General features: G+C 37.1%; 24 protein-coding genes. 17 read left to right on the plus strand and 7 right to left on the minus strand.

All coding sequences use genetic code 11. The features are described 5' to 3' along the window. The first annotated feature begins 19 nt into the window (after positions 1–19). The 14 genes from B0186_RS01145 to pgi all read left to right on the plus strand — a co-directional run bounded on the left by B0186_RS01145 (position 20) and on the right by pgi (position 14,673). Complete coding sequence (locus B0186_RS01145) at positions 20–481, plus strand: outer membrane lipoprotein (protein ID WP_078217551.1); 462 nt, start codon at positions 20–22, stop codon at positions 479–481. 156 nt (positions 482–637) lie between these two features. Next, positions 638–1,720 (plus strand): peptide chain release factor 1, encoded by a 1,083-nt coding sequence (gene prfA / locus B0186_RS01150; protein ID WP_078217552.1) that lies wholly within the window; start codon positions 638–640, stop codon positions 1,718–1,720. A 50-nt stretch (positions 1,721–1,770) separates the two neighbouring features. Further along, entirely contained in the window at positions 1,771–2,262 is a 492-nt protein-coding gene (locus B0186_RS01155) for an RDD family protein (RefSeq protein ID WP_078217553.1), read from the plus strand. A 14-nt stretch (positions 2,263–2,276) separates the two neighbouring features. Further along, positions 2,277–3,182 (plus strand): peptide chain release factor N(5)-glutamine methyltransferase, encoded by a 906-nt coding sequence (gene prmC, locus B0186_RS01160; RefSeq protein ID WP_078217554.1) that lies wholly within the window; start codon positions 2,277–2,279, stop codon positions 3,180–3,182. Continuing rightward, positions 3,166–3,960, plus strand: coding sequence for a SirB1 family protein (locus tag B0186_RS01165; RefSeq protein WP_078217555.1), 795 nt, complete (start codon positions 3,166–3,168; stop codon positions 3,958–3,960). The genes prmC and B0186_RS01165 overlap by 17 nt, the downstream gene beginning before the upstream one ends. A 13-nt stretch (positions 3,961–3,973) precedes the next feature. After that, positions 3,974–4,828 (plus strand): 3-deoxy-8-phosphooctulonate synthase, encoded by an 855-nt coding sequence (gene kdsA, locus B0186_RS01170; protein WP_078217556.1) that lies wholly within the window; start codon positions 3,974–3,976, stop codon positions 4,826–4,828. A gap of 111 nt (positions 4,829–4,939) precedes the next feature. Then, positions 4,940–5,881 carry a 2-hydroxyacid dehydrogenase gene (locus tag B0186_RS01175; protein WP_078217557.1) on the plus strand — a complete coding sequence of 314 codons (942 nt, stop codon included), beginning with the start codon at positions 4,940–4,942 and terminating at the stop codon, positions 5,879–5,881. A gap of 130 nt (positions 5,882–6,011) precedes the next feature. Further along, complete coding sequence (locus B0186_RS01180) at positions 6,012–7,196, plus strand: lipoprotein-releasing ABC transporter permease subunit (RefSeq protein ID WP_078217558.1); 1,185 nt, start codon at positions 6,012–6,014, stop codon at positions 7,194–7,196. Positions 7,197–7,222: 26 nt separating this feature from the next. Next, the gene (gene lolD, locus B0186_RS01185; RefSeq protein ID WP_078217559.1) at positions 7,223–7,903 is read left to right on the plus strand and encodes a lipoprotein-releasing ABC transporter ATP-binding protein LolD; all 681 of its coding nucleotides are present in this window, start codon (positions 7,223–7,225) and stop codon (positions 7,901–7,903) included. Continuing rightward, positions 7,903–9,153: a lipoprotein-releasing ABC transporter permease subunit LolE gene (gene lolE / locus B0186_RS01190; RefSeq protein WP_078217560.1), complete on the plus strand. Its 1,251-nt coding sequence runs from the start codon at positions 7,903–7,905 to the stop codon at positions 9,151–9,153. The genes lolD and lolE overlap by 1 nt, the downstream gene beginning before the upstream one ends. A gap of 96 nt (positions 9,154–9,249) precedes the next feature. Beyond that, complete coding sequence (gene aroG / locus B0186_RS01195) at positions 9,250–10,329, plus strand: 3-deoxy-7-phosphoheptulonate synthase AroG (RefSeq protein WP_078217561.1); 1,080 nt, start codon at positions 9,250–9,252, stop codon at positions 10,327–10,329. Between the two features lie 153 nt (positions 10,330–10,482). Continuing rightward, on the plus strand, positions 10,483–11,904 hold the full coding sequence (locus B0186_RS01200; RefSeq protein WP_078217562.1) for a replicative DNA helicase: 1,422 nt from the start codon (positions 10,483–10,485) through the stop codon (positions 11,902–11,904). A gap of 14 nt (positions 11,905–11,918) precedes the next feature. Beyond that, entirely contained in the window at positions 11,919–12,998 is a 1,080-nt protein-coding gene (gene alr / locus B0186_RS01205; protein WP_078217563.1) for an alanine racemase, read from the plus strand. Positions 12,999–13,023: 25 nt separating this feature from the next. Further along, on the plus strand, positions 13,024–14,673 hold the full coding sequence (pgi, locus tag B0186_RS01210; RefSeq protein WP_078217564.1) for a glucose-6-phosphate isomerase: 1,650 nt from the start codon (positions 13,024–13,026) through the stop codon (positions 14,671–14,673). 7 nt (positions 14,674–14,680) lie between these two features. Here pgi and B0186_RS11470 read toward each other — a convergent pair whose 3' ends face one another. Both B0186_RS11470 and B0186_RS01215 read right to left on the minus strand, forming a co-directional pair. Further along, positions 14,681–14,848 carry a hypothetical protein gene (locus B0186_RS11470; RefSeq protein WP_158077944.1) on the minus strand — a complete coding sequence of 56 codons (168 nt, stop codon included), beginning with the start codon at positions 14,846–14,848 and terminating at the stop codon, positions 14,681–14,683. A 49-nt stretch (positions 14,849–14,897) separates the two neighbouring features. Beyond that, the gene (locus B0186_RS01215; RefSeq protein WP_078217565.1) at positions 14,898–15,647 is read right to left on the minus strand and encodes a YaaW family protein; all 750 of its coding nucleotides are present in this window, start codon (positions 15,645–15,647) and stop codon (positions 14,898–14,900) included. A gap of 128 nt (positions 15,648–15,775) precedes the next feature. Between B0186_RS01215 and B0186_RS01220 the strand changes: the two genes are divergently transcribed. Both B0186_RS01220 and B0186_RS01225 read left to right on the plus strand, forming a co-directional pair. Then, positions 15,776–16,216, plus strand: a complete 441-nt coding sequence (locus B0186_RS01220) for a helix-turn-helix domain-containing protein (RefSeq protein WP_078217566.1) — start codon at positions 15,776–15,778, stop codon at positions 16,214–16,216. A 226-nt stretch (positions 16,217–16,442) separates the two neighbouring features. Further along, positions 16,443–17,771: an L-cystine transporter gene (locus tag B0186_RS01225; RefSeq protein WP_078217567.1), complete on the plus strand. Its 1,329-nt coding sequence runs from the start codon at positions 16,443–16,445 to the stop codon at positions 17,769–17,771. Between the two features lie 150 nt (positions 17,772–17,921). On the opposite strand, the gene tilS is transcribed toward B0186_RS01225, so the two are convergent. From tilS to sfsA, 5 genes are all read right to left on the minus strand, one after another. Continuing rightward, the gene (gene tilS / locus B0186_RS01230; RefSeq protein WP_078217568.1) at positions 17,922–19,205 is read right to left on the minus strand and encodes a tRNA lysidine(34) synthetase TilS; all 1,284 of its coding nucleotides are present in this window, start codon (positions 19,203–19,205) and stop codon (positions 17,922–17,924) included. Positions 19,206–19,275: 70 nt separating this feature from the next. Next, entirely contained in the window at positions 19,276–20,136 is an 861-nt protein-coding gene (gene pdxY / locus B0186_RS01235) for a pyridoxal kinase PdxY (protein WP_078217569.1), read from the minus strand. Positions 20,137–20,277: 141 nt separating this feature from the next. After that, positions 20,278–21,231 (minus strand): acetyl-CoA carboxylase carboxyl transferase subunit alpha, encoded by a 954-nt coding sequence (accA, locus tag B0186_RS01240; RefSeq protein WP_078217570.1) that lies wholly within the window; start codon positions 21,229–21,231, stop codon positions 20,278–20,280. A gap of 195 nt (positions 21,232–21,426) precedes the next feature. Continuing rightward, positions 21,427–22,614, minus strand: coding sequence for a tyrosine--tRNA ligase (gene tyrS, locus B0186_RS01245; protein ID WP_078217571.1), 1,188 nt, complete (start codon positions 22,612–22,614; stop codon positions 21,427–21,429). A gap of 219 nt (positions 22,615–22,833) precedes the next feature. Continuing rightward, positions 22,834–23,550, minus strand: a complete 717-nt coding sequence (gene sfsA, locus B0186_RS01250; RefSeq protein WP_078217572.1) for a DNA/RNA nuclease SfsA — start codon at positions 23,548–23,550, stop codon at positions 22,834–22,836. 210 nt (positions 23,551–23,760) lie between these two features. Between sfsA and pntA the strand changes: the two genes are divergently transcribed. Continuing rightward, positions 23,761–25,290, plus strand: coding sequence for a Re/Si-specific NAD(P)(+) transhydrogenase subunit alpha (gene pntA, locus B0186_RS01255; protein WP_078217573.1), 1,530 nt, complete (start codon positions 23,761–23,763; stop codon positions 25,288–25,290).

The raw sequence follows: 25,290 nt of genomic DNA on the forward strand, positions 1-25,290 counted from the left end.
CCTAGGGTACTACTTATTTATGAAAAAGATTAGTTTATCATTCGCTATTTTACTTAGTTTAGGGATAGCAGGTTGTGCAAATGAGGATATATATAGTGGTAATGTATATAATGGCACAGAAGCTAAAGAGGCCCGTTCTATTAGTTACGGCACTATTGTATCAAGCCGTCCAGTTAAAATTCAGAGCAATAATCAAAATGTTATTGGATCTGTTGGTGGCGGTGTTTTAGGTGGGATTGTTGGTTCTGGCATAGGTGGTGGTACAGGACAAGCGATTGCAACTGCTGTTGGAGCTATTGCCGGAGCAATGATTGGTAGTAAAGTTGAAGAAAAAGCAAGCCAAGTTAATGCTCTAGAACTTGTTATCAGAAAAAACAATGGTCAAGAAATTGTGGTTGTACAAAAATATGATCCGAGTTTAGTGCCAGGTGCGAAAGTGCGTATCGTTGGCGGTTCAACTTTAAATGTTTCTGCAATGTAGTTGCCATTTATATATTTATTTTCATATCAAAAGGATTTTTAGTTCGCTAAAAATCCTTTTCTTTTTGAGAGCAGTAAAGAGCCCTACAATTTTTTCTTAAAATCAGATAAAATACCGCGATTTTGAATTTACACTATTATTTCATAAGGTTAGATAATGAAAGCCAGTATTATCAGCAAATTAGAAAGTCTAAAAGAACGCCATGAAGAATTAGAAGCCCTATTAGGCGATGCATCAGTCATCAGTGATCAAGATAAATTTAGAGCATATTCAAAAGAGTATGCACAATTAGAAGATGTGGTGAAATGTTTCGCTCGTTGGAACCAATTACATAAAAATATTGAAGATGCAAAATTGTTGCTTGATGATCCTGATATGAAGGAAATGGCTGAGCTAGAAATTGAAGAGTCACAAGCAGAAATTGAAAATGCAGAGCAACAACTACAAATTTTACTGTTACCGAAAGATCCAAACGATGAATACAATGCTTATTTAGAAATTCGTGCTGGAACAGGTGGCGATGAAGCGGGGATTTTCGCAGGGGATTTATTCCGTATGTATAGCCGTTATGCAGAGAGTAAACGCTGGCGTATGGAAGTGCTTAGTGCAAATGAAAGTGAGCAAGGCGGATATAAAGAAATTATCGTCAAGGTAAATGGCGAGGGCGTGTATGGTCAACTGAAGTTTGAATCTGGCGGCCATCGTGTGCAACGTGTGCCAAAAACAGAATCTCAAGGTCGTATTCATACTTCTGCTTGTACTGTTGCGGTCATGCCTGAGCTACCAGAAAGTGAAATGCCAGAAATTAATCCGTCTGATTTACGCATTGACACATATCGCTCTTCTGGGGCTGGTGGTCAGCACGTTAATACTACGGATTCCGCAGTGCGTATTACTCATATCCCGACGGGGATTGTGGTGGAATGTCAAGATGAGCGTTCACAACATAAAAACAAAGCCAAAGCTATGTCTGTATTAGCCTCTCGTATTGTTCAAGCTGAGCAAGAGCGCCAAGCGCAAGCGCAAGCAGATACACGCCGTAATTTATTAGGTTCAGGCGATCGTTCCGATAAGATCCGTACTTATAATTACCCACAAGGTCGTGTAACAGATCATCGTATCAACTTAACAATATATCGTCTTGATGAAGTGATGAATGGCAAAATTGATGAGCTAATCCAACCAATTATTACTGAATATCAAGCGGATCAGTTGGCTGCCCTTTCAGAACAAAATTAATGGATGTTAAAGATAACAAATCTGCTAAAAATGTATCATAAGGAAAGAGAATGATTGTTGAGAATGTAAATGAAAAAAACAATTCTTCTAGTGAAAAGGCTATCCCTATCTCAGAACAAGGGAATCAATCACAAATAAATGCTAGTAGAACATCATATATTGTTTATGCCAGTCGATTTAAGCGTTGGTTAGCCACAATTATAAATGTATTGTTATTCTATGTAGCTATGTTCATTGGTTTTTTGATCTTAGAAGATATTGGTATGGCTATTTTGATTATTCTTTATATAGGTTATCAATGTTTTCTAATATATAACTCTAAGCAAACATTAGGAAAGAAGTTACTCAATTTACAAGTGATAGATTATGCAACACAACAACCATTAACTTTTGGTCGTTATATGTTACGTGAATTGGTTGAAAATATTTTTTCAGTAACTGGGATCTTAACATTGATCAGTGCAGTGGTTGCTTTTGTAAGTAAAGAAAGACGTTCTTTAACTGATGCCGTTATGTCGACTATTGTTGTGAAGAAAAATTAAGTTTTACTAATATAATGAACTATTCTAAATGGCTCAATTATGCCATTCAGCAACTTGAATCTTCCTTGGCTAGCGATCCTTATTTAAATGCTAAATTGGATGCTAGCCTGTTGTTGCAATTTGTCACGCAAAAATCAGCAAGTCAAATTATGGCATTTGCTGAAATGGAACTAGATGAAAAAACTTTAGCAAAACTGACCGCTCTTTTAAGCAAGCGTAGTCAAGGCGAGCCAATGGCTTATGTATTGGGAGAAACTGATTTTTGGATATTAACGCTAAATGTATCCCCTGATACCTTAATTCCTCGTCCTGATACAGAAATTCTAGTGGAGCAAGCTCTTGCTTGTATTAAGCAACTTAAAGATTCAACTGATTTTAAACAATCGCCTATCCGCATTTTAGATTTAGGAACTGGAACAGGTGCGATTGCATTGGCTTTGGCTTATGAACTGAAAAAGAGCGGTGAAAAATTTGAGATTTTTGGTGTAGATTTTATTGAGAATGCAGTGAAATTAGCGCGAGCCAATGCAGTGCGAAATCATCTAAGCGAAGTACAATTTTTTCAAAGCAACTGGTTTGAACAAGTTACAGGGCAATTTGATTTAATTCTGAGTAACCCTCCTTATATTAACGCAGAAGATCCGCACTTAGCTCAGGGCGATGTGCGTTTTGAGCCATTAACTGCTTTAGTGGCAGAAGATCAAGGCTATGCAGATTTACGCCATATTATTGAACAAGCGTCTCATTATTTAAAACCTCAAGGATTTTTATTGTTAGAACATGGTTGGCAACAAGGGCAAAAAGTGCGGTCTTTTTTTAGCGAGAATTTGTGGCAGCGAGTAGAAACAGTTAAAGATTATGGCAGTAATGATCGAGTAACCTTAGGGCAATTGAGAGGAAATAATGAAGTATTATCATAAGGCACTATATGATGAAATGACCTCTTTTTATATTATTACGCGAGAGGATAGTGATGATGGATTACAACGTCTTCGAGGGTTGATTGGTGGGCTAGTTCGTCAGGCCCGTAAAAAAATTGATCCTAGCTGGGAAACCAAGAAGAAAATTCATCACTTGTTGCAATTAATGTATGGCGAATGGGGATTTATTTGCGATTCTGAGCGCTATTTTGAGCTAGAGAATTTATATTTGGACCAAGTTTTAACTCAGAGAAGGGGAATGCCTGTGACTTTAGGGGCAATACTTCTCTATTTAGCTGAGAGTTTGAAATTACCTATTTATCCAGTCAATTTCCCCACTCAGCTTATTTTGCGCGCAGATGTTGATGATGAAGTGGCTTTTATTGATCCTTGGAATGGTCAATATATGACACATAAACAACTAACTCAGCTCTATGAAGGAGCCTTTGGCTTTGGTGCCGAATTAACGTTAGATGTGTTAGATATTGCCGATGCGACAGAATTAACCGATCGTTTTTGTCAGTTGGCGAAACATGCTCTAATTCGTGAGTTTAAGAATTATGAGGCTTACCAATACATTGAAATGTTATTATCACGAAACCCAGAAGACCCTTATGAAATTCGTGATAGAGGGGTTGTATTAACGCAAATGGGGTGTATGCAAGCAGCGCTGAATGACTTTGAATATTTTTTAGAGAAATGTCCTGAAGATCCAACCGCACTTTTGTTAATGCCTCAATTGGAAGAACTCAAATTAGAAATTGAATCTATTCATTAATAAGGAAATGATTATGCAAAATAAAATTATCCACTTAGATAACATTGAAATTGGTAATGACAAACCCTTTGTTCTTTTTGGGGGAATGAATGTATTAGAAAGTCGTGATATGGCGATGCAAGTTTGTGAAAAATATGTAGAAGTCACACAAAAATTAGGCGTGCCTTATGTGTTTAAAGCATCTTTTGACAAAGCAAACCGTTCTTCTATTCATTCTTATCGTGGGCCTGGAATGGAGGAGGGTTTAAAAATTTTCCAAGAGTTAAAAGAGACTTTTGGCGTTAAAGTCATTACTGATGTGCATGAGATTTATCAATGCCAACCTGTTGCAGAAGTTGCTGATATTATTCAACTTCCGGCATTTTTAGCTCGCCAAACAGATTTAGTAGAAGCGATGGCAAAAACAGGGGCAATCATCAATGTGAAAAAACCACAATTTTTAAGTCCAGGACAAATGGGCAATATCGTAGAAAAAATTGCAGAGTGCGGTAATGATAAAGTGATTTTATGTGATCGTGGTACAAACTTTGGTTACGACAATTTAATCGTGGACATGCTTGGTTTTAGCGTAATGAAAAAAGTCTCAAAAGGCTGCCCTGTCATTTTTGATGTAACTCACTCATTACAATGCCGTGATCCTTTTGGTGCAGCATCAGGTGGCCGTCGTGATCAAGTCACAGAATTAGCGCGTTCTGGTATGGCGGTTGGTTTAGCGGGCTTATTCTTAGAAGCACATCCAGAGCCAAGCAAAGCAAAATGTGATGGACCTTCAGCTTTACCATTATCCAAACTTGAAGCTTTTGTAGCGCAAATGAAAGCCATTGATGATCTCGTCAAATCCTTTGAGGAAATTGATACCTCAAATTAAATGAATAGAGTGAAAAATCCGTATTTTTAGTGAATACGGATTTTTTCTATATTTATGATAAGTACTTTGATATATTGTTGCAGCCTATTTTGATTAATTAAGGAGAAATTGATGCAAATTGTATTTTTAGATAGTACGGCAATTCCAAAACATATTGCTATTCCTCGCCCAAGTTTTGAACATCAATGGACTGAATATGAGCATACGAGTGCGGAGCAACTGATAGAGCGAGCTAAAGATGCTGATATTGTGATTACCAGCAAAGTGCTGTTTAGTCGTGAAGTGATGCAGCAATTACCTAAATTAAAGTTAATCGCGATTACTGCAACAGGTACGAATAATGTTGATTTAGTGGCAGCCAAAGAATTAGGCATTACTGTAAAAAATGTCACTGGTTATTCTTCAGTGACAGTACCTGAGCATGTGCTAGGTTTAATTTTTGCCTTAAAACATAGCTTAATGAATTGGTATAAAGATCAGTTAAGTGCAAAATGGGCTGATTGCAAACAGTTCTGTTATTTTGATTATCCAATTACTGATGTTAAAGGCTCAACTTTAGGGGTTATTGGCAAAGGTTGTTTAGGGTCAGAAATTGGACGATTAGCGACCGCACTTGGTATGAACGTGATTTATGCTGAACGTCGTGGCGCGACAGAAATCCGCCCAGGATATTTGCCTTTTGAAGAGGTTTTAAAACAAGCGGATATTGTGACGCTACATTGTCCTCTTACAGAACAAACGCAGAATTTGATTAATGCAGAAACCTTGAAGCTAATGAAACCAACAGCCTATTTGATTAATACAGGGCGTGGTCCTTTAGTTGATGAGCAAGCCTTAGTAGATGCGTTGGATAATAAAGTCATTGCTGCAGCGGCGATTGATGTATTGGTTAAAGAGCCACCAGAAAAGGATAATCCCCTGATTCAAGCCGGTACTCGTTTACCAAATTTGATTATTACACCACATATTGCTTGGGCTTCTGATAGTGCGGTAACTACTTTAGTAAATAAAGTTACACAAAATATTGAAGATTTTGTCAAAACTGGGAAGTAATATTTAGTGTTATATCATTGATTTTAATGATAATAGATTGCAAGGACGCTATTTAGCGTCCTTACTATTCACAATTCAGCGCTTTTAATAAGAATATATATTCATAATTTGCAACTTTATAGATAACAAAATGACCTTTCCAATTTCTCTTTTTATTGCATTACGCTATTGGCGAGCTAAAAGTGCGGATCGTTTTGGGCGATTAGTAACAAATCTTGCCTCAGTGGGTATTGTTTTAGGTGTAATGGCATTAATCATTGTTTTATCTGTGATGAATGGGCTAGAAAAATATCAAAAACAACAAGTTCTTTTTGGCATTCCTCATAGCATTTTAATTCCTCAACAACATGCTGCATCTTTGGCTGATACATTTCCTCAAATGCCAAATTTTGTGCAAAAAGTTGTGCCAATAAATACGACCTCTGTGATTTTACAAACTTCGCAAGGTGTCAGTGCGGGACAGGCAATTGGCATCCAACAATTTTCTGATGATCCCTTGTTGGCTGATTTTGATGAACAAAATTTTTCTCAACTGCTGCCGAGTGGCGAGTTTAAATTGATCATTGGTTGGCAATTAGCACAAAAATTAAAATTGCAAATAGGCGATAAAGTGCGTTTGATGATTACTGAAAATAGCCAATATACGCCTTTTGGACGGGTTCCTGTACAACGCTTGTTTACCATTAGCGATATTTATCATTCTTCTGCAGCAAGTTATGAAGTTTTTGCTAATTTAGCAGATATTGGACGCTTAATGCGAATTAAACCAGAGCAAGTTCAAGGTTATCGTTTGTTTTTAGATGATCCTTTTTTAATCACAGAATTACCGCACTTTTTTCCTGAAGAACAGTGGAAAATTGTTGATTGGCGTAGCCAAAAAGGCGAGTTCTTCCAAGCGGTTCGTATGGAAAAAAATATGATGAGCTTGCTTATTAGCTTAATTATTGTGGTGGCAGTGTCCAATATTGTTACTTCATTGAGCTTAATGGTGGTGGATAAGCAAGGTGAAATTGCTATTTTGCAAACCCAAGGGCTAAAAAAAGGGCAAGTGCGGAATATTTTTATTTTGCAAGGCTTTCTGGTTGGTTTAAGTGGTGCTGTATTTGGTGGGATTTTAGGGGTTTTAGTAACTATGAATTTAGCGAGCATTATTCAGTTGATTAATCCACAAGGGATTTTTTTGCCAACAGAAATTAATGCTTATCAAATCGTATTAATTCTACTTTTTTCCTTAGCATTATCTTTGCTATCTACAATTTATCCTGCTTATCGAGCCAGTAAAATTGAACCAGCACAAGCATTACACTATGAATAGTCACACAACGATAACAAGAGCAAATTATGAATACATTATTAACTTGTCAAAATATTACAAAACACTATCAAGAAGGCGATATTAAAACGCAAGTGTTAAAAGAGGTTTCTTTTTCCATGAACGAAGGAGAGTTGGTCGCTATTGTAGGAAGTTCAGGTTCTGGAAAAAGCACACTTTTGCACACTTTAGGTGGCTTAGATAAAGCAAGCAGTGGCGAAGTTTTTATTGCTGGACAATCTTTGCAAAAAGCAAGCAGTGATGAATTAGCTAAATTACGCAATCAGTATTTAGGCTTTGTCTATCAATTTCATCATTTAATGGCAGATTTTACTGCATTGGAAAATGTGATGATGTCAATGTTAATTGGCCAACAAAATAAAACGGAAGCTAAAGATCGTGCGGAAAAAATGCTAAGTGCGGTGGGATTAGCGCATAGAATTTCTCATAAACCAGCCGCACTTTCTGGCGGAGAGCGCCAACGTGTTGCCATTGCTAGAGCATTAGTGAATAGTCCTAAACTGGTTTTAGCAGATGAACCAACTGGAAACTTAGATCGCAAAACGACAGAAAGTATTTTTGAGCTTATTCAACAATTAAATAAAGAACAAAAAATTGCCTTTTTGCTCGTTACTCATGATTTACAGTTAGCAGAAAAATTAGGGCGCACTTTAGTGATGCAAGACGGTATTTTAAGAGAGAAGATCTAATGAATACTTCATTTTTTATTAGTTGGCGATATCAACGTAGTCGCTCTAAAAATAAGTTAGTGTCGCTAATTTCTTGGTTTTCAACTATTGGCATTGCCCTTGGCGTTGCCGTGTTGATTTTAGGCTTGAGTGCAATGAATGGCTTTGAACGAGAGCTCAATAATCGTATTTTATCTGTGGTGCCTCACAGTGAAATTACGCTATACCAAGAGCAAAGTAATAGCAAAATTGAAAATCGGCAAAAAATTACCGCACTTTTACAGCAAGATCCGTATATTTTGGCTTTGTCTCCTTTTGTGAGTTTTACGGCATTAATTGAAAATGGCACAAAGCTAAAAGTGGTGCAAATTAAGGGAATAGAGCAAGCAGCACAAGATCAAGTCAGTCATTTAAGTCATTTTGTATTAAACGATGGTTGGAAACAGTTTCAGCAAAATGGTGGTTTAGTTTTAGGTTATGGCATAGCGAAAGAATTAGCCGTCTCTGAGGGCGACTGGGTGACTTTGTTAATTTCTCTTGCTAATGGCGATAACCAGTTATCTCAACCTATCCGACATCGTATTCAAGTAACGGGAATTTTGCGTTTAGATGGGCAATTAGATCATAGTTACGCTTTAATGAACTTATCACAAGCACAAGAATTATTGGACTACACTTCCGATGAGATTACAGGGATTGAGCTCAAAGTCCAAGATCCTTTTGCGGTGAGAAATATGAGCTATGAATATTTATATGATTATCCACAAGCCTTACAAGTTCAGGATTGGATTAGCAAATTTGGCTACATGTACAATGATATTCAGCTCATTCGCACCGTGATGTATATTGCTATGGTGTTGGTAATTGGTGTTGCTTGTTTTAATATTGTGTCCACTTTGATTATGGCGGTAAAAGATAAGCAAGGCGATATTGCTATTCTGCGCACGTTAGGGGCGAATAATGCTTTTATTAAGCGAATTTTTGTGTGGTATGGCTTACAATCAGGTATGAAAGGTTGCATAGTAGGCATTGTGTTGGGCGTAATATTAAGTTTAAATTTAACTCGTTTAATTCAAGGAATTGAATTTTTATTAGGTAAAAAGTTATTATCAGACGGGATTTATTTTATTGATTTTTTACCAAGTGAATTACATTGGCAAGATGTACTTATGGTATTTGTGGTTGCTTTAATTTTAAGTTTGGTGGCAAGTTTATATCCTGCAAGTCGAGCTGCTAAATTACAACCAGCACAAGTATTAAGTGCGCATTAGAAAAAACTATTTTACTAGTACAAAAAGAAGTGCTATGTTACGGCATAATTCAGTGTGAATTTATAAATTTTATGTAGTATTAAGAGAGAGTAGTGTATGGCTAAGAACAAAAATAATATTCGTATTGCAAATGATGACACCAGAATTGCAAAAGTAGAGCAAGTTTTGCCTCCTATTGCATTATTAGAAAAATTTCCAGCAAGTGATGCTGCGGTTAAAACAGTTAAAAATGCGCGTTTAGCAGCACATAATATTATTCACCAAAAAGATGATCGTTTATTGGTTGTTATTGGACCTTGCTCTATCCATGATCCTGCGTCAGCAATGGAATATGCGAAACGAATTAAAGAAATGCGTACAAAATATCAAGATACCTTAGAAATTATTATGCGTGTGTATTTTGAAAAACCTCGTACCACAGTGGGTTGGAAAGGTTTAGTGAACGATCCTTATTTAGACGGAAGTTATGCGTTAAATGACGGATTGCGCATTGCTCGTAAATTACTCTCTGATATTAACGATCTTGAAATGCCTACCGCTGGTGAGTTTTTAGATATGATTTCACCACAATATCTTGCCGATTTTATGAGTTGGGGCGCTATTGGCGCGAGAACAACAGAATCGCAAGTTCATCGTGAATTAGCCTCTGGTTTATCATGTGCGGTTGGATTTAAAAATGGTACTAATGGCGGTGTACGTATTGCTCTTGATGCAATTGGTGCCGCAGAAGCACCGCACTATTTCCTTTCTGTAACAAAATTTGGTCATTCAGCCATCGTATCTACCAAAGGAAACGAAGATTGCCATATTATTTTACGTGGGGGAGATAAAGGGGCAAATTATAGTGCGGCAGATGTGCAAGCTGTTTGTGCCGATATTGAGAAATCAGGACGTATTCCTCATGTGATGGTGGATTTTAGCCATGCGAACAGTAACAAACAATTTAAAAAGCAATTAGATGTTTGCACTGATGTTTGTGCTCAAATTGCAAATGGCTCAAAGCAAATTTTTGGCGTAATGGTTGAAAGTCATTTGGTTGAAGGACGTCAAGATTTAATCGATTCCAAAGAGTTGACTTATGGACAAAGTATCACTGATGCTTGTATTGGCTGGGCTGATACAGAAATTGTCTTGCAACAATTATCCGATGCTGTAGTTGAGCGCCGTAAGAAGTAAAACTCATCAAAAATGGACCGCACTTTACAGTGCGGTTCTTTATTTCTATTGTTTTATATTACACAGATTAATTTTCCCCTTTCTCTTAAATCTAGCTTAGATTTGGTATATCATATAGCGCAATTTCAATTTCTAACTAGGCTAGTTTTCTTAATGAATAAGAAAAAATCAACTTCATCTCAGACTGAAAAAATCCAAGATAAAAAATTTGAGCAAACCCTTATTCCGCCTCATTCCATCGAAGCAGAACAGGCGGTTTTGGGTGGGCTTTTGTTGGATAATAGCCATTGGGACAATGTGTCAGAACATATCATTGCGGAAGATTTTTATACTTTCGAACATCGCATTATCTTCCAAGAGATAGCCTTGTTATTTGCGCAAAATAACCCCGTTGATTTATTGGTTCTAGACGAAGCATTAAAAGCAAAAGGGAAAAGTGAAGAAGTCGGTGGTTTTGCCTATCTTGCAGAATTATCCAACAATACGCCAAGTGCGGCTAATATTTTAGCTTATGCAGAGATCGTGCGTGAGAAGGCGATTTTACGTGAATTGATCTCCGTGGGTAATGAAATTGCGAAAAATGCTTATAAACCTAGTGGACAACCAATCAAAGAGATTTTAGACAATGCGGAGCGTGATGTTTTTGCTATTGCTGAAAAGCGAACCACGTCTAATGGTGGTCCACAAAATGTAGTCGGGCTTTTAGAAAAAACAGTGACTAAAATTGAACACTTAGCTTCCATGGGAAATCATTCTGGCGTGACTGGTGTTTCAACAGGATTTACCGTCTTGGATCAAAAAACATCAGGTTTACAAAAGTCAGATCTCATTATTATCGCGGCACGTCCTTCCATGGGGAAAACAACATTTGCTATGAATTTATGTGAAAATGTAGCAATGTTCTCGGAAAAACCAGTGTTAGTTTTTAGCTTGGAGATGCCAGCAGAACAAATTTTGATGCGTACCATTGCATCTCTTTCTCGTGTTGACCAAACAAAAATTCGTACTGGGCAAGGTTTAAATCAACAAGACTTTAGTAAAATTGCAAGTACTATGCAAATTTTTAAGAAAAAGCCTAATATGTTCATTGATGACTCTTCAGGATTAACACCAACAGAATTGCGCTCAAGGGCGAGAAGAGTTTACAAGGATAATGAAGGGTTAAGTTTAATTATGGTGGATTATTTACAATTAATGCGCGCACCAGGCTTTGAAAACAACCGCACTTTAGAAATCGCAGAAATCTCTCGTTCTTTGAAAGCCTTAGCGAAAGAGCTAGAAGTGCCAGTTATTGCGCTTTCCCAGTTAAACCGTACATTAGAAAATCGCGTGGATAAACGCCCAGTAAACTCAGATTTGCGTGAGTCAGGCTCTATTGAGCAAGATGCGGACTTAATCATGTTTATTTATCGTGATGAAGTTTATAACGAAACAACAGAAGAAAATAAAGGTATTGCAGAAATTATTATCGGTAAACAACGTAATGGGCCAATTGGAAGAGTCAAATTAGCTTTCCAAGGTCAATATTCACGCTTTGATAATTTAGCCAATGTTCCAGAGTATTACACAGAATAAATAGAGTAGAAATCATGAATGTCACACCGCCAACAGCAAAAATCAGTTCTGTTGCACTAAAACATAATGTTCAAGTTATTAAACAAAAAGCACCAAATAGCAAAGTTATCGCTGTAGTGAAAGCCAATGCTTATGGGCATGGCATCGAGTTTGTTTCCTCTGCGCTAGATCATTTGGTTGACTGCTTTGGCGTCGCTCGTTTATCAGAGGCACTGAGTTTGCGATCCAAGGGAATTATTAAACCGATTTTATTGTTGGAAGGTTTTTTTTCAGCAAAAGATTTACCTATTATTGCAGTCAATAACATTCAAACTGTTATTCACAATCAAGAACAGCTTGATGAACTCAAGAAGGCTAAGTTGCCTAATAAGATTAAAGTTTGGCTTAAAATTGATACAGGTATGCATCGTTTAGGGGTGGAACTGGATCAAGTAGAAGATTTTTATCAGCAACTTGTGAATTGTCCAAATGTAGCAGAAATAGGTTTTGTCAGTCATTTTAGTCGTGCAGATGAATTGATGTGCGACTATACGGAACTACAATTAGAACGCTTTTTACAGGTTACCCAAGGTAAATTAGGGGAGCGCTCCATTTCTGCATCATCGGGTATTTTATTTTGGCCTCAGGCTCATTTAGAGTGGATTCGTCCAGGCATTATTATGTACGGTATTTCACCAAATAATACGCCTGCAGAAATTTACGGTCTGACTCCAGTAATGACTTTAACTTCCTCATTAATTGCGACTAGAAACCATAAAAAAGGGGAGCCTGTCGGCTATGGTGGTATTTGGGTGAGCGAAAAAGATACTAAGATAGGCGTTGTGGCTATTGGTTATGGTGATGGTTATCCAAGAGATATGCCTGAGGGCACGCCAGTTTATATTAACGGTAGAAAAGTGCCTATTGTTGGGCGTGTATCTATGGATATGTTGACCGTAGATCTTGGTACAGATAGTCATGACAAAGTCGGAGATGAAGTGATTTTATGGGGTAAAGAATTACCTATCGAGGAAATTGCAGCAATTAGTGGCATTTTAAGTTATGAACTAATTACGAAATTAACACCAAGAGTTTTAACTGAATACATCGATTAAATTTGAAATAGAAAAAGGAAAAATTATGCAAAATATTAACCCAACTCAAACTAATGCTTGGAAAGCCTTAGAACAACATCAAAAAGACTTAGCACAAGTCAGTATTCAGCAGCTTTTTGCTCAAGAGCCAAATCGTTTTAATGACTATTCATTAAAATTTGCTGATCAAATTTTAGTGGATTATTCAAAAAATAATATTAACCAACAAACCCTCGCTTTATTGCGTCAATTAGCAGAACAATGTGCATTGAGTGAAGCAACTGAGGCTATGTTCAGTGGGCAAAAAATTAACCGTACAGAAGATCGTGCTGTATTACATACCGCACTTCGTAACCGCTCAAATACGCCAGTGTATGTGGATGGTAAAGATGTGATGCCAGAAGTGAATGCAGTATTAGCTAAAATGAAAGCCTTTTGTGAACGCGTGATTTCGGGCGATTGGAAAGGTTATACAGGCAAAGCCATTACTGATGTGGTGAATATTGGTATTGGTGGCTCAGATTTAGGGCCTTATATGGTTACAGAAGCATTACGTCCATATAAAAATCATTTAACCATGCACTTCGTGTCTAATGTTGATGGTACTCATATTGCGGAAACGCTGAAAAAGGTTAATCCAGAAACTACGTTATTCTTAATTGCCTCAAAAACCTTTACCACACAAGAAACCATGACCAACGCACTTTCTGCGCGCGAATGGTTTTTAGCAGCAGCAAAAGATCAATGTCAAGTGGCTAAACATTTCGCCGCACTTTCAACCAATGCAAAAGAAGTAGAGAAGTTTGGTATTGATACCAATAATATGTTTGAATTTTGGGATTGGGTCGGCGGTCGCTATTCTTTATGGTCAGCTATCGGTCTGTCAATCGCACTTTCTATTGGTTTTGACAATTTTGAGCAACTATTGGCTGGTGCGCACGAAATGGATAACCATTTCCGCACTGCACCAACGGAGCAAAATATTCCAGCAACTTTAGCGTTAATTGGTATTTGGAATTGCAATTTCTTAGGTGCAGAAACTGAAGCTATGCTGCCTTATGATCAATATTTACATCGCTTTGCCGCTTATTTCCAACAGGGCAATATGGAATCCAATGGTAAATATGTAGCTCGTAATGGCGAAGTGATTAATAACTATCAAACAGGTCCTATTATTTGGGGGGAGCCGGGTACCAATGGTCAGCACGCTTTCTATCAATTAATTCACCAAGGAACCAAGATTATTCCTTGTGATTTTATTGCTCCAGCACAAACCCATAATCCACTATCAGATCATCATAGTAAATTGCTTTCAAATTTCTTTGCTCAAACAGAAGCTCTTGCTTTTGGTAAAACCCAACAAGAAGTTGAAGCGGAGTTTGTTAAAGCGGGTAAATCATTAGATGATGTAAAAGAGATTGTGCCATTTAAAGTCTTTACAGGTAACAAACCAACCAACAGCATTTTAGTGCAAAAAATCACACCATTTACTTTAGGTACATTAATTGCCATGTACGAACATAAAATTTTCGTGCAAGGTGTTATTTTTAATATTTACAGCTTTGATCAATGGGGCGTGGAATTAGGTAAACAACTTGCTAATCGTATTCTTCCAGAGCTTACAGGCGATGAGCAAATCAACAGCCATGATAGCTCAACTAATGGCTTGATTAACCAGTTTAAAGCTTGGCGTTAAAACTACCTCAAAAAACCACCGCACTTTGAGTAAAGTGCGGTGGTAATTTTGGGGGAGCTTGGTCACTCGTGAGACACGAGCGACAGCGATGGGTCACTCCGATAGCGTCAGTGTCCTCACTGGTGCTTTGTTTTTTGCCACAAAGTGCGGTGGTAATTTTGGGGATATTGGTCACCCGTGAGGACACGGGCGACAGCAGGTTTTTTTTGCGAGTTTTAAGAAATTTATACTTCTTGAGTTCTTTGTTCATAAAGCGAACGTAGATAAATAATTTGTAATACTGCAGGTATTGTTACTCTAGTCGCAGGTGAAGCAATATCAGCTAATAGCCAACCACCACTAATAGCCCAGCCGATTGGACCAGCTACAACACCAAGAGCTCGTCCACCAATAGTTCCTCCAATTAATGCTCCAATAGAAGATGTTACTATTTCTCTTGAGATTGTTGCTCCAACTATATTAACAATGACAGCAACAGGAACTGAAGTGGATAATAAAAGATGTAATCCGCCCACAAGTGCAGGTGCAATGGCTCCTGCTGGAAGATTATCTACTTGAATATCCAAGTCTTTTGCAATTTTCTTTAATTCATCTTCTGATAATTCAGAGATTTGTTTAGTAATAACTTTTTCAAATAAAGCTATCTCAATGATTTTGGTAGAATCAGTCTTTTTATATTTGACTTTCATCTTATCACATACATCGCATAAGATTTCTTTATATAGAACACCTTTGCGGCGCACTAAATTAACAATACTGTTTCCTCCATAACATTGAATTTCTTCAGCTATCGCTTTCCAATATTTACTATGGTCTGGATAATATCTTTTGTATTTACCATTAGATGTGAGAGATTCTGTTAAACGTTTTTTATCATCTTTGGGATCATGAGTAAGAATATAAACTAAATCATTTAAGTCTTCAGAAGAACATTCAGCTAAAAACTCAAGATCAGGATCTGGGCGATATGCCATAAAATAACCTCCAAAATAGTAGTTAAAAAACGAGAGTTATTCTATTTTTTGACCAACTCTGATACAATCCACGAACTGTTACACTTGACTACCCAAGTTCATCAACTAGCTACCTAAAAAGAGTTTTTATGAGTGTTACTGATCAATTAAGCAAATTAAGAGAAAATATTCGTACATTTAGAGAAAATAAAAAAATGACTCAGGAAATGATGGCTGAAAGACTAAATGTATCCAAAACCTGTTATGCGAAATGGGAAAGAGGTGAAAGCCAAATTAGAATTGAGCGCCTTGTCCAAATTGCACAAATTCTTGAAGTACCACTTGAAGATTTAATGTCATCAATGAATGAAGGTGTTTTAGTTTTCCAAAATTCTAATAATAACTTTAGTAATTCAACTAATTTCAGCCTTGCATTAGGTAACCCAGCACTAGAATCTGAAATTGCTCACTTACGTTATATTATTGATGCTAAAAATGAATTGCTGGATGCAAGAGATAGAGAAATTGAATCCTTAAAACAAAATATAAAATCATTAGAAAAAGTCATTTTAGCTTTAGAAAATAAATAAACAAAAACGCCTTACAATGATAGTTGTGAGGCGTTAGTTTTTGTCTACTATACCAACTGATTAAGGTGTAGATTTTTTATGAGTAAATATAGTGATTATATTGATAATATTGCTGGATTGATTTTCTTAATTTTATAATTGCTTTGTATATCATATAACAAAACAGCATTTTGTTTTTGTTATAAAATTTGTTAGTTTTTTACTCCTTTGAGATAGGAGGATTATTATGCTTATTGTTAACTTAGCCATTTTCGTGGCGTTGCTATTGTTATTAGCGATTTTATTTCGCAAAACTCAAAAACTAGGACAAACGGTTTTTATCGGTTTATTGCTTGGTTTAGCTTGTGGGACTTTATTACAAGTTAATTACGAACAGCCATTATTAAGTTCAACATTAGATTGGATTAATATCGTAGGCAATGGTTATGTACGTTTATTGCAAATGATCGTGATGCCTTTGGTATTTGTTTCCATTTTATCGGCAATTTCACGTATTAATCAAACCAGTTCATTGGGTAAAATCAGTGTTAGTGTGCTATCAACTTTACTTATTACGACAGCTATTGCTGCCGCTATTGGTATTGCCATGGTTTATATTTTTGGTGTTTCTGCCGAAGGATTAGTGGCTGGAGATAGAGAATTAGCCGCACAAACTAAAGTGTTGAGTAGAGCGGATCAAGTAACAGGTTTGAGCATTCCAGCTATGCTGGTTTCCTTTATTCCAAAAAATCCATTTGCAGATTTAACTGGAGCTAATCCAACTTCTATTATCAGCGTAGTTATTTTCTCTGCATTTTTAGGGGTGGCTGCTTTAAGTTTAGGCAAAGAGGACAAAGCTTTAGGTGAACGTATCGTACAAGGCGTAGATACCTTAAATAAACTCATTATGCGTTTAGTTCGCTTTGTCATTCGTTTAACCCCTTATGGTGTATTTGCTTTAATGATCAAAATGTCAGCCACATCAAAATGGGCAGATATTGTCAATTTAGGCAACTTTATTGTGGCTTCTTATGTGGCTATTGGCTTAATGTTCTTAGTGCATGGGATTTTACTTTTCTTATTTAAAGTTAATCCATTTGATTACTATAAAAAAGTATTACCAACCTTAAGTTTTGCTTTCACTTCTCGTTCAAGTGCGGCAACTATTCCGCTCAATATTGAAACTCAAACTAACAAATTAGGTAATAACAATGTTATTGCTAATTTTGCCGCTACTTTCGGAGCAACGATAGGACAAAATGGCTGTGGAGGTATTTATCCCGCTATGTTAGCTGTAATGGTGGCACCTACTGTAGGCGTGGATCCATTTAGTGTGAGTTATATTTTAACTTTAATCCTAGTCGTAGCCATTTCTTCTTTTGGCATTGCAGGCGTGGGCGGCGGTGCAACTTTTGCCGCTATCGTGGTGCTATCAACTCTTGGGTTGCCATTGGAATTAGTTGGGTTACTAATTTCTATTGAACCGCTAATTGATATGGGACGTACCGCACTTAACGTAAACGGAGCAATGGTTGCAGGAACTATTAGTGATCGTTTGTTGAATAAAAAATTTTAGATTAAAAAATATGATATTTGTAGCAGTTGAACAATGATCAAATAGAAGAGTATTTTTAGGGACGCCAGCGTGGCGTCCTTATTTTTTCACTGATTTAAAGTTTTTTGCATTTACTACACAATGCTGAATTTTTAGTATTTACCCCAAATTTTACTCAAAATTATCAAAAAAACCGACCGCACTTTTGAATGTATCGCCATAAAAAATCAACGGAATGCGAGCGCGTTGCCATACGGGAACATTATGTTCTTGCCAGCACTTTTTCATTTCTTGATGAAACCCTTGAGGAAGTTTGACTTTACCCGAATAACTAAAGCGAATTTCTATTTTTTCTTGCGTTAACGGTAATAAAACCTGTTTATCTTGCCAAGTGATTTGTAAATGTTTGTCTTGCTCCAATAAACAAATTTGACCTAAATTGTCAGGCAAATTAATACATTCATTAGCTTTAATGCTCAAGCGAAGATGAGTTAAATCTTGTAATGTTGGCGTAATATAAAGGCGTTTTTGGTAACGGCGTATGACTTGTTCGCCAAGTTTGAATGTTGGGTTACGATCTTCTTGTGCCTGAATAACATTTTGTATGATCTGATCCAACTGAATAGTGGAGGGCATCAAAATATGCTGCTGTTGTAACCAAGTTCGTAATAAAGCTTTTTGCTTTAAAATTGAATAAGTATGGAAATTAACAATAGATAAAGTGCGGTCAGATTTATCGTAAATTTTGTTAAATTCTTCATGGAGCAATTCATTAATTAATTGTTGTTGCTCAAAACAATGTTGTGCACTGCGTTGAACTGAATTATCAAAATGTTGCCAACGTTGGCGAAGTCTAGGCAGAATATCATTGCGCAAAAAGTTACGTTCGTAGCGATTATCTGCGTTACTTTCATCTTCAATCCAACGAAGTTTTTCCTTTTGTGCATAATGCTCAAATTGCTGTCTAGTACAATGTAAAAGGGGACGTAGAACAGGTACATTAAAAATCCAATTATGCACTTGCATTGCGCCTAATCCTTGTAAGCCACTACCACGTTTTAAGGCTAAGAAAAAAGTTTCGATTTGATCTTGTTGATGATGAGCCGTGACAAGAATTTCATTTTCTTGCAGATGTTGTGCAATGGCTTGATAACGGGCCTCACGCGCACCAGCCTCAATTCCTTGCGCTCGATCCACTTGGACTTTTTCACAAATAAAAGGAATGCCGAGCTGTTGACAAACTTGCTGACAATGAAAAGCCCAACTATCCGCGTTCTTGCTTAATCCATGATGAATATGGATTGCACGCAAAGATAAGTGAGGTTGTTTTTTTCTGAGTTTTGCGAATAAGGAAACAAGTACTGTTGAGTCTAACCCGCCACTAAATCCCAGTAGAAATTTATTTTGACTAGGGAATTGCTCTAATTGATTTTGTAGCTGTTGTAATAAATCCATAGGATTATGTTGGAAGTTGATTGAGCATGATAAAAGTAGGAGCAATCGCCCCTACTATAATTTTATAAGATTAGCCGATTTTTACTGCTTTATATTGGCTTTTCGGCTTAACAATCCATTCACGAGATGCGATAGTTTGCAGTTCATAAACACCAGCGTTATGAGTAGTTTCCATTACATCATTTACCGCATTTGCTGTATGTTCAAAGGCTTCTACATCAGATTTTCCATTTAATAAGTTAGCGAGGAATAAACCTGCAGTTAAATCACCTACGCCAACAGGCTCTTTGCTGAAATCATGTAATGGGCGGCTGATGTGCCAAATGCCCTCTTCATTTGCTAATAACATTTCAAATTGTGTTGCATCTTTACCAACACGACTTAAATGTTTGACTAATACTTTTTTCGGGCCTTTGCTCAAAATGACTTTTACCGCTTCAATAGCTTGCTCAAAGTTTTCCACGGCTAAACCGCTTAGCTCTCTTAATTCCACTACATTTGGCGTGATAATATCCGCTTGTGCCATTGCTGTTTTTATTAGCCCTTCTTTCACTCCATCAGCGACAATGCAGCCTTTGTCAGGGTGTCCCATCACAGGATCGCATAAATAAATGGCTTTTGGATTACGTTCTTTGACTTTGTGGAAGGCTTTAATGATTTCTTCTACTTGTTCTGCTGAGCCAATATAGCCAGAGAGAACCGCATCACATTGATGAAGTTCGCCAATATTGTCAATGCCTTGCACAATTTCACCGATTTGTTCTTTTGGAATGACCATACCAGTCCATTTTCCGTATTGTGTGTGGTTAGAAAATTGCACAGTGTTTAATGCCCACACATCAATGCCCAATAATTGCATTGGGAACGTTGCAGATTTATTGCCTGCATAACCATAAACAACATGAGATTGAATTGAGAGAATATTCTTCATTTTTTCCTCCTATGTAACAACTAAAAATAGAAAAGAGCGGTATAAAACTTTACTAATTATTCAAGTCCAGCTGTATACATAAATGTAACAACTAAAAATAGAAAAGAGCGGTATAAAACCGCCCTATATTCTTATAATAATTTAGCAATAGCCGTAGCTCATTAAGCGTTTGTAACGGCGCTCCAATAAGGTATCTTGATCCAATAAATCTAAATCAGCCAGATCTGTCAATAAGCGCTGTTTCAGATTGTTTGCCATTGTTTCATAGCTACGATGTGCGCCACCCAAAGGTTCTTCAATAATGCTATCAATAAGTTTTAGTTCATGTAAACGTGTAGCCGTTAAGCCCATAACTTCTGCAGCAGTTGATGCTTTTTCAGCACTTTTCCATAGAATTGACGCACAACCTTCAGGCGAAATAACAGAGTAAGTACTGTATTGCAACATATTGATTTTATCGCCAACACCAATCGCAAGTGCACCGCCTGATCCACCTTCGCCGATAACGGTACAAATCACAGGTACTTTTAATGTTGACATTTCACGTAAATTGCGCGCAATGGCTTCGGATTGACCTCTTTCCTCAGCACCAACGCCTGGATAAGCGCCCGGGGTGTCGATGAATGTAATAATTGGCAGATTAAAACGTTCTGCCATTTGCATTAAGCGTAATGCTTTACGATAGCCTTCAGGGGCAGGCATGCCAAAGTTACGTTTTACTTTTTCTTTAACACTGCGTCCTTTTTGATGACCGATAACCATAACTGGACGACCATCTAAACGAGCCAATCCTCCTACAATAGCTTTATCATCAGCAAAAGCACGATCACCAGCAAGTTCTTGGAAATCTGTAAAAATATGTTCAATGTAATCTAAAGTATAAGGACGATTAGGGTGGCGAGCCATACGAGATACTTGCCAAGCGTCTAAATTAGCAAAAGTTTTTTGTGTTAGCTCCGCACTTTTTTTCTGTAAGCGAGCAATTTCATCATCTAAATTAATATTTTGATCTTGTTGTGAAACTGAACGTAAAGCCTCAATTTTCGCCTCTAATTCAGCGATAGGTAGTTCAAAATCTAAAAATTCTTGGCTCATCTGTTTTTCCTAAAAATGATTTAGCACAAAATAAAACCGCACTTTAACAACATTTCTATTAAGGTGCAAATGCGCCCCCTATTCTATGCCTTTTTTGTAAAAAAATCAGTGATTTTATTAGAAATTTTAGCTGGTAGGAGGTATTGAAAATAAAAATGAGGAGCGAACTCCTCATCTTTAAATGGTATAGATTGTTTATTTAACTGTAATGCGGGCAAACTTACGTTTTCCAACTTGGTAAACTGCTGTTGAGGCTGAAATAGTCAGTTTTGCATTTTCGACTTTTTCGCCATCAATTTTGACACCGCCTTGTTGTACCATACGAATAGCTTCAGAAGTTGAGCCAACAAGTCCAGCCTCTTTTAATAGGTTTGCTAACCCCATTTCGCCTGTGAAAGTAAATTCAGGCATTTCATCAGGCATTGCGCCTTTTTGGAAACGGTTAATAAATTCTTGTTCTGCATGATCTGCTTCTTCAGCACTGTGGAAACGAGCAATAATTTCTTTCGCAAGTAAGATTTTAATATCACGTGGATTGCGACCATTTTCCACATCTGCTTTTAATTGAGCAATTTCAGTAAGTGGACGGAATGATAATAGATTATACCAATCCCACATAAGTTCATCGGAAATTGACATGATTTTACCGAACATATCACTTGGCGCATCAGTAACACCGATATAGTTACCAAGGGATTTAGACATTTTTTTCTCGCCGTCTAAACCAACTAATAAAGGCAATGTAATCGCAACTTGAGGTTTTTGTCCTGATGATTTCTGTAATTCACGACCTACTAATAAATTGAATTTTTGATCGGTACCACCTAACTCTACATCTGCTTCTAAAGCAACGGAGTCATAGCCTTGTAGTAATGGATAAATGAATTCATGAATAGCTATAGGCTGGTTGTTTGCGAAGCGTTTTTTGAAGTCATCACGTTCTAACATACGAGCTACAGTATAGTTTGAAGCAAGGCGGATCATGCCTTCAGTCCCCAGTTTGCCTAACCATTCGGAATTAAATACAACTCTGGTTTTTTGTGGATCTAGAATTTTGAAAATTTGTTGTTTATAGGTTTCCGCATTGCGTAAAACATCTTCACGACTTAATGGAGGACGAGTTGCATTTTTACCAGAAGGATCGCCAACCATACCTGTAAAGTCGCCAATAAGGAAGATAACTTCATGACCGAATTGTTGAAATTGACGAAGTTTATTTAAAACGACAGTATGCCCAAGATGAATATCAGGTGCGGTTGGATCTGCGCCTAATTTGATTTTTAATGGTCTATTTTCTTTGAGTTTTTCTATTAGATCTTGTTCGGAAAGTACTTCATCAACACCACGTTTTAATTCTGCAAGTACAACATTAATATCAGTCATAGTGATCCTTGTTATATGTGAAAAGTTAAAGGCAACATTATAGAGATTATTATTGAAATGAAAAGTCTTGAGCTAGGTTATCCATAAAAAAAGCGCTTCTCTTGTGGGGGAAGAAGCGCTGAAATGTTGGAGTGATTATCTATTATTGTTTGAGTGATTTAGATGATAATTGTTCTCAAATAGATTGTCAATAACTAAATGAAAATTATTCTCAAAAACTTACTCGATATAAGGTACGACCTCTGTCAATGAAAGTGCGGTAGGAATTTGCTGAGAAAATGTAAACTCTCCAGCATAAGCATAGACTTCAACACCTTGTTGAATAGCTTGGCGAAGTAATTTGTTATATTCAGGATCGATATATTCTGCGATTTTGAAATGATCGAAACCATTATGCAATCCAGCAAAAAATACCACTGCACGATAGCCTAATTTTTTCATTGCCATTAATTCACGCAAATGTTTTTGTCCCCTCGTTGTAACAGCATCAGGAAACATGCCCAAATTATTTTTTACTAAAGTCACGGATTTCACTTCCACATAGCAATCAGGTAAGCCGTTGCCTTTGAGTAAAAAATCTATTCGACTATTTTCTTCACCATATTTAACTTCAGGAAGTATTTCATCATACATAGCTAATTCTTTAATTTGCTTATTTTGTAAGGCTTCCAAAGTAAGTTGATTAGAACGGTGTGTATTTATACAAACCATATTGCCATTTTTGAGTTTGGTTAACTCCCAAGAATGAGGATATTTGCGCGTGGTGCTATTTGATGTTGAGTACCAGACAGTATCGCCCTTTTCTCCACAACCTGTCATTGCTCCTGTATTTGCACAATGAATTGTTAAAATTTCTCCATTGCTTAATTCTACATCTGCCAAAAAACGTTTATAGCGGCGAATTAAGGTTGCTGATTGTAAATTTGGTAATTGCATAAAAATCCTTGTTGTTTCATAGTTTGAAGTATTTTAGCCATTTTATCTGAAAAATATTTGGATTTAATCAATTGCCGAAAATTTTGAGAAAATAGCTTTATTTTTAGCGGATTAGTGGTACATTTATTCTCGTTTGACTTTTGTCATCTTAAAGGGCTTGGGCGATTTTATCTCCCAATTTTTTTAATCAATCAATTTGAAGGAAACATTATGTTAATTGGTGTACCTAGAGAACTGCTTGATAATGAAAGTCGTGTGGCTGCAACGCCAAAAACCGTTCAACAGATTTTAAAACTTGGTTTTGAAGTCCTTGTTGAGAATAATGCTGGTTTTAATGCGAGTTTTGAAGATCAAGCGTTTGTAAACGCTGGCGCAAAAATTGGTTCAGCGCAAGATGTTTGGAATGCAGATATTATTTTTAAAGTAAATGCACCAACAGATGCTGAAATTGCACAAATTAAAGAAGGAGCCACGCTCGTTAGCTTTATTTGGCCTGCGCAAAATCCACAATTAATGGAAAAATTATCCGCGAAAAAAATTAATGTGCTAGCAATGGATGCAGTCCCACGTATTTCTCGTGCTCAAGCCTTAGATGCGTTAAGTTCAATGGCAAATATTTCTGGTTATCGTGCTGTTATTGAGGCTGCTCATGAGTTTGGTAGTTTCTTTACAGGGCAAATTACCGCAGCTGGTAAAGTTCCACCTGCAAAAGTGCTTGTAATTGGTGCTGGTGTGGCTGGTTTAGCGGCAATTGGTGCAGCAAACAGCCTTGGTGCCATTGTTCGTGCCTTTGACTCTCGCCCAGAAGTAAAAGAACAAGTGAAATCAATGGGCGCTGATTTCCTTGAAATTGACTTCAAGGAAGAAGGTGGAAGTGGTGATGGCTATGCTAAAGTTATGTCAGAAGAGTTTAACCGTCGAGCAATGGCACTTTATGCAGAGCAAGCCAAAGATGTTGATATTATTATTACAACAGCGGCTATTCCGGGTAAACCAGCTCCACGCTTATTGACGAAAGAAATGGTAGAATCCATGAAACCGGGTAGCGTTATTGTTGATTTAGCAGCAGCCACAGGCGGTAACTGTGAATTAACCAAAGCTGGCGAAGTGGTGGTAACCGATAATCAAGTTAAAATCATTGGTTATACTGATTTCCCAAGTCGCCTACCGACACAATCCTCTCAACTTTATGGCACCAACTTAGTCAACTTGCTGAAACTTCTATGCAAAGAAAAAGATGGCAATATCAATATTGATTTTGAAGATGTAGTATTGCGTGGTGTTACTGTTGTTCGTGAAGGCGAAGTCACTTGGCCAGCTCCACCAATTCAAGTTTCTGCGCAACCTCAACAAAAAGCCGCAGAGCCAGTAGCGAAGAAAGAAGAAAAACCAGCAGATCCTCGTATTAAATACGGCATCATGGGCGCAGTAGGCGTATTATTCCTATGGCTTGGTTCTGTTATGCCTGCTGCATTTTTATCGCACTTTACCGTATTCGTATTAGCTTGTGTGGTTGGATATTACGTTGTATGGAACGTAAGTCATGCATTGCATACACCTCTTATGGCGGTAACTAATGCGATTTCAGGCATTATTATCGTGGGTGCATTATTACAAATTGCACAAGGCGGATTTTTTATTAGTATCCTCGCCTTTATTGCGATTTTGGTAGCAAGTATCAATATTTTCGGTGGCTTCAAAGTTACTCAACGTATGCTTGCAATGTTTAGAAAAGGTTAA

Origin of the sequence: Canicola haemoglobinophilus (genome assembly GCF_002015075.1) — a bacterium.
Lineage (GTDB): Bacteria > Pseudomonadota > Gammaproteobacteria > Enterobacterales > Pasteurellaceae > Canicola > Canicola haemoglobinophilus.

What these genes read in the sequence shown, in the direction of transcription:
- B0186_RS01145 (WP_078217551.1), top strand. Translation starts at nt 20, where the DNA reads ATGAAAAAGATTAGTTTATCATTCGCTATTTTACTTAGTTTAGGGATA.
- prfA (WP_078217552.1), top strand. Translation starts at nt 638, where the DNA reads ATGAAAGCCAGTATTATCAGCAAATTAGAAAGTCTAAAAGAACGCCAT.
- B0186_RS01155 (WP_078217553.1), top strand. Translation starts at nt 1,771, where the DNA reads ATGATTGTTGAGAATGTAAATGAAAAAAACAATTCTTCTAGTGAAAAG.
- prmC (WP_078217554.1), top strand. Translation starts at nt 2,277, where the DNA reads ATGAACTATTCTAAATGGCTCAATTATGCCATTCAGCAACTTGAATCT.
- B0186_RS01165 (WP_078217555.1), top strand. Translation starts at nt 3,166, where the DNA reads ATGAAGTATTATCATAAGGCACTATATGATGAAATGACCTCTTTTTAT.
- kdsA (WP_078217556.1), top strand. Translation starts at nt 3,974, where the DNA reads ATGCAAAATAAAATTATCCACTTAGATAACATTGAAATTGGTAATGAC.
- B0186_RS01175 (WP_078217557.1), top strand. Translation starts at nt 4,940, where the DNA reads ATGCAAATTGTATTTTTAGATAGTACGGCAATTCCAAAACATATTGCT.
- B0186_RS01180 (WP_078217558.1), top strand. Translation starts at nt 6,012, where the DNA reads ATGACCTTTCCAATTTCTCTTTTTATTGCATTACGCTATTGGCGAGCT.
- lolD (WP_078217559.1), top strand. Translation starts at nt 7,223, where the DNA reads ATGAATACATTATTAACTTGTCAAAATATTACAAAACACTATCAAGAA.
- lolE (WP_078217560.1), top strand. Translation starts at nt 7,903, where the DNA reads ATGAATACTTCATTTTTTATTAGTTGGCGATATCAACGTAGTCGCTCT.
- aroG (WP_078217561.1), top strand. Translation starts at nt 9,250, where the DNA reads ATGGCTAAGAACAAAAATAATATTCGTATTGCAAATGATGACACCAGA.
- B0186_RS01200 (WP_078217562.1), top strand. Translation starts at nt 10,483, where the DNA reads ATGAATAAGAAAAAATCAACTTCATCTCAGACTGAAAAAATCCAAGAT.
- alr (WP_078217563.1), top strand. Translation starts at nt 11,919, where the DNA reads ATGAATGTCACACCGCCAACAGCAAAAATCAGTTCTGTTGCACTAAAA.
- pgi (WP_078217564.1), top strand. Translation starts at nt 13,024, where the DNA reads ATGCAAAATATTAACCCAACTCAAACTAATGCTTGGAAAGCCTTAGAA.
- B0186_RS01215 (WP_078217565.1), bottom strand. Translation starts at nt 15,647, where the DNA reads ATGGCATATCGCCCAGATCCTGATCTTGAGTTTTTAGCTGAATGTTCT.
- B0186_RS01220 (WP_078217566.1), top strand. Translation starts at nt 15,776, where the DNA reads ATGAGTGTTACTGATCAATTAAGCAAATTAAGAGAAAATATTCGTACA.
- B0186_RS01225 (WP_078217567.1), top strand. Translation starts at nt 16,443, where the DNA reads ATGCTTATTGTTAACTTAGCCATTTTCGTGGCGTTGCTATTGTTATTA.
- tilS (WP_078217568.1), bottom strand. Translation starts at nt 19,205, where the DNA reads ATGGATTTATTACAACAGCTACAAAATCAATTAGAGCAATTCCCTAGT.
- pdxY (WP_078217569.1), bottom strand. Translation starts at nt 20,136, where the DNA reads ATGAAGAATATTCTCTCAATTCAATCTCATGTTGTTTATGGTTATGCA.
- accA (WP_078217570.1), bottom strand. Translation starts at nt 21,231, where the DNA reads ATGAGCCAAGAATTTTTAGATTTTGAACTACCTATCGCTGAATTAGAG.
- tyrS (WP_078217571.1), bottom strand. Translation starts at nt 22,614, where the DNA reads ATGACTGATATTAATGTTGTACTTGCAGAATTAAAACGTGGTGTTGAT.
- sfsA (WP_078217572.1), bottom strand. Translation starts at nt 23,550, where the DNA reads ATGCAATTACCAAATTTACAATCAGCAACCTTAATTCGCCGCTATAAA.
- pntA (WP_078217573.1), top strand. Translation starts at nt 23,761, where the DNA reads ATGTTAATTGGTGTACCTAGAGAACTGCTTGATAATGAAAGTCGTGTG.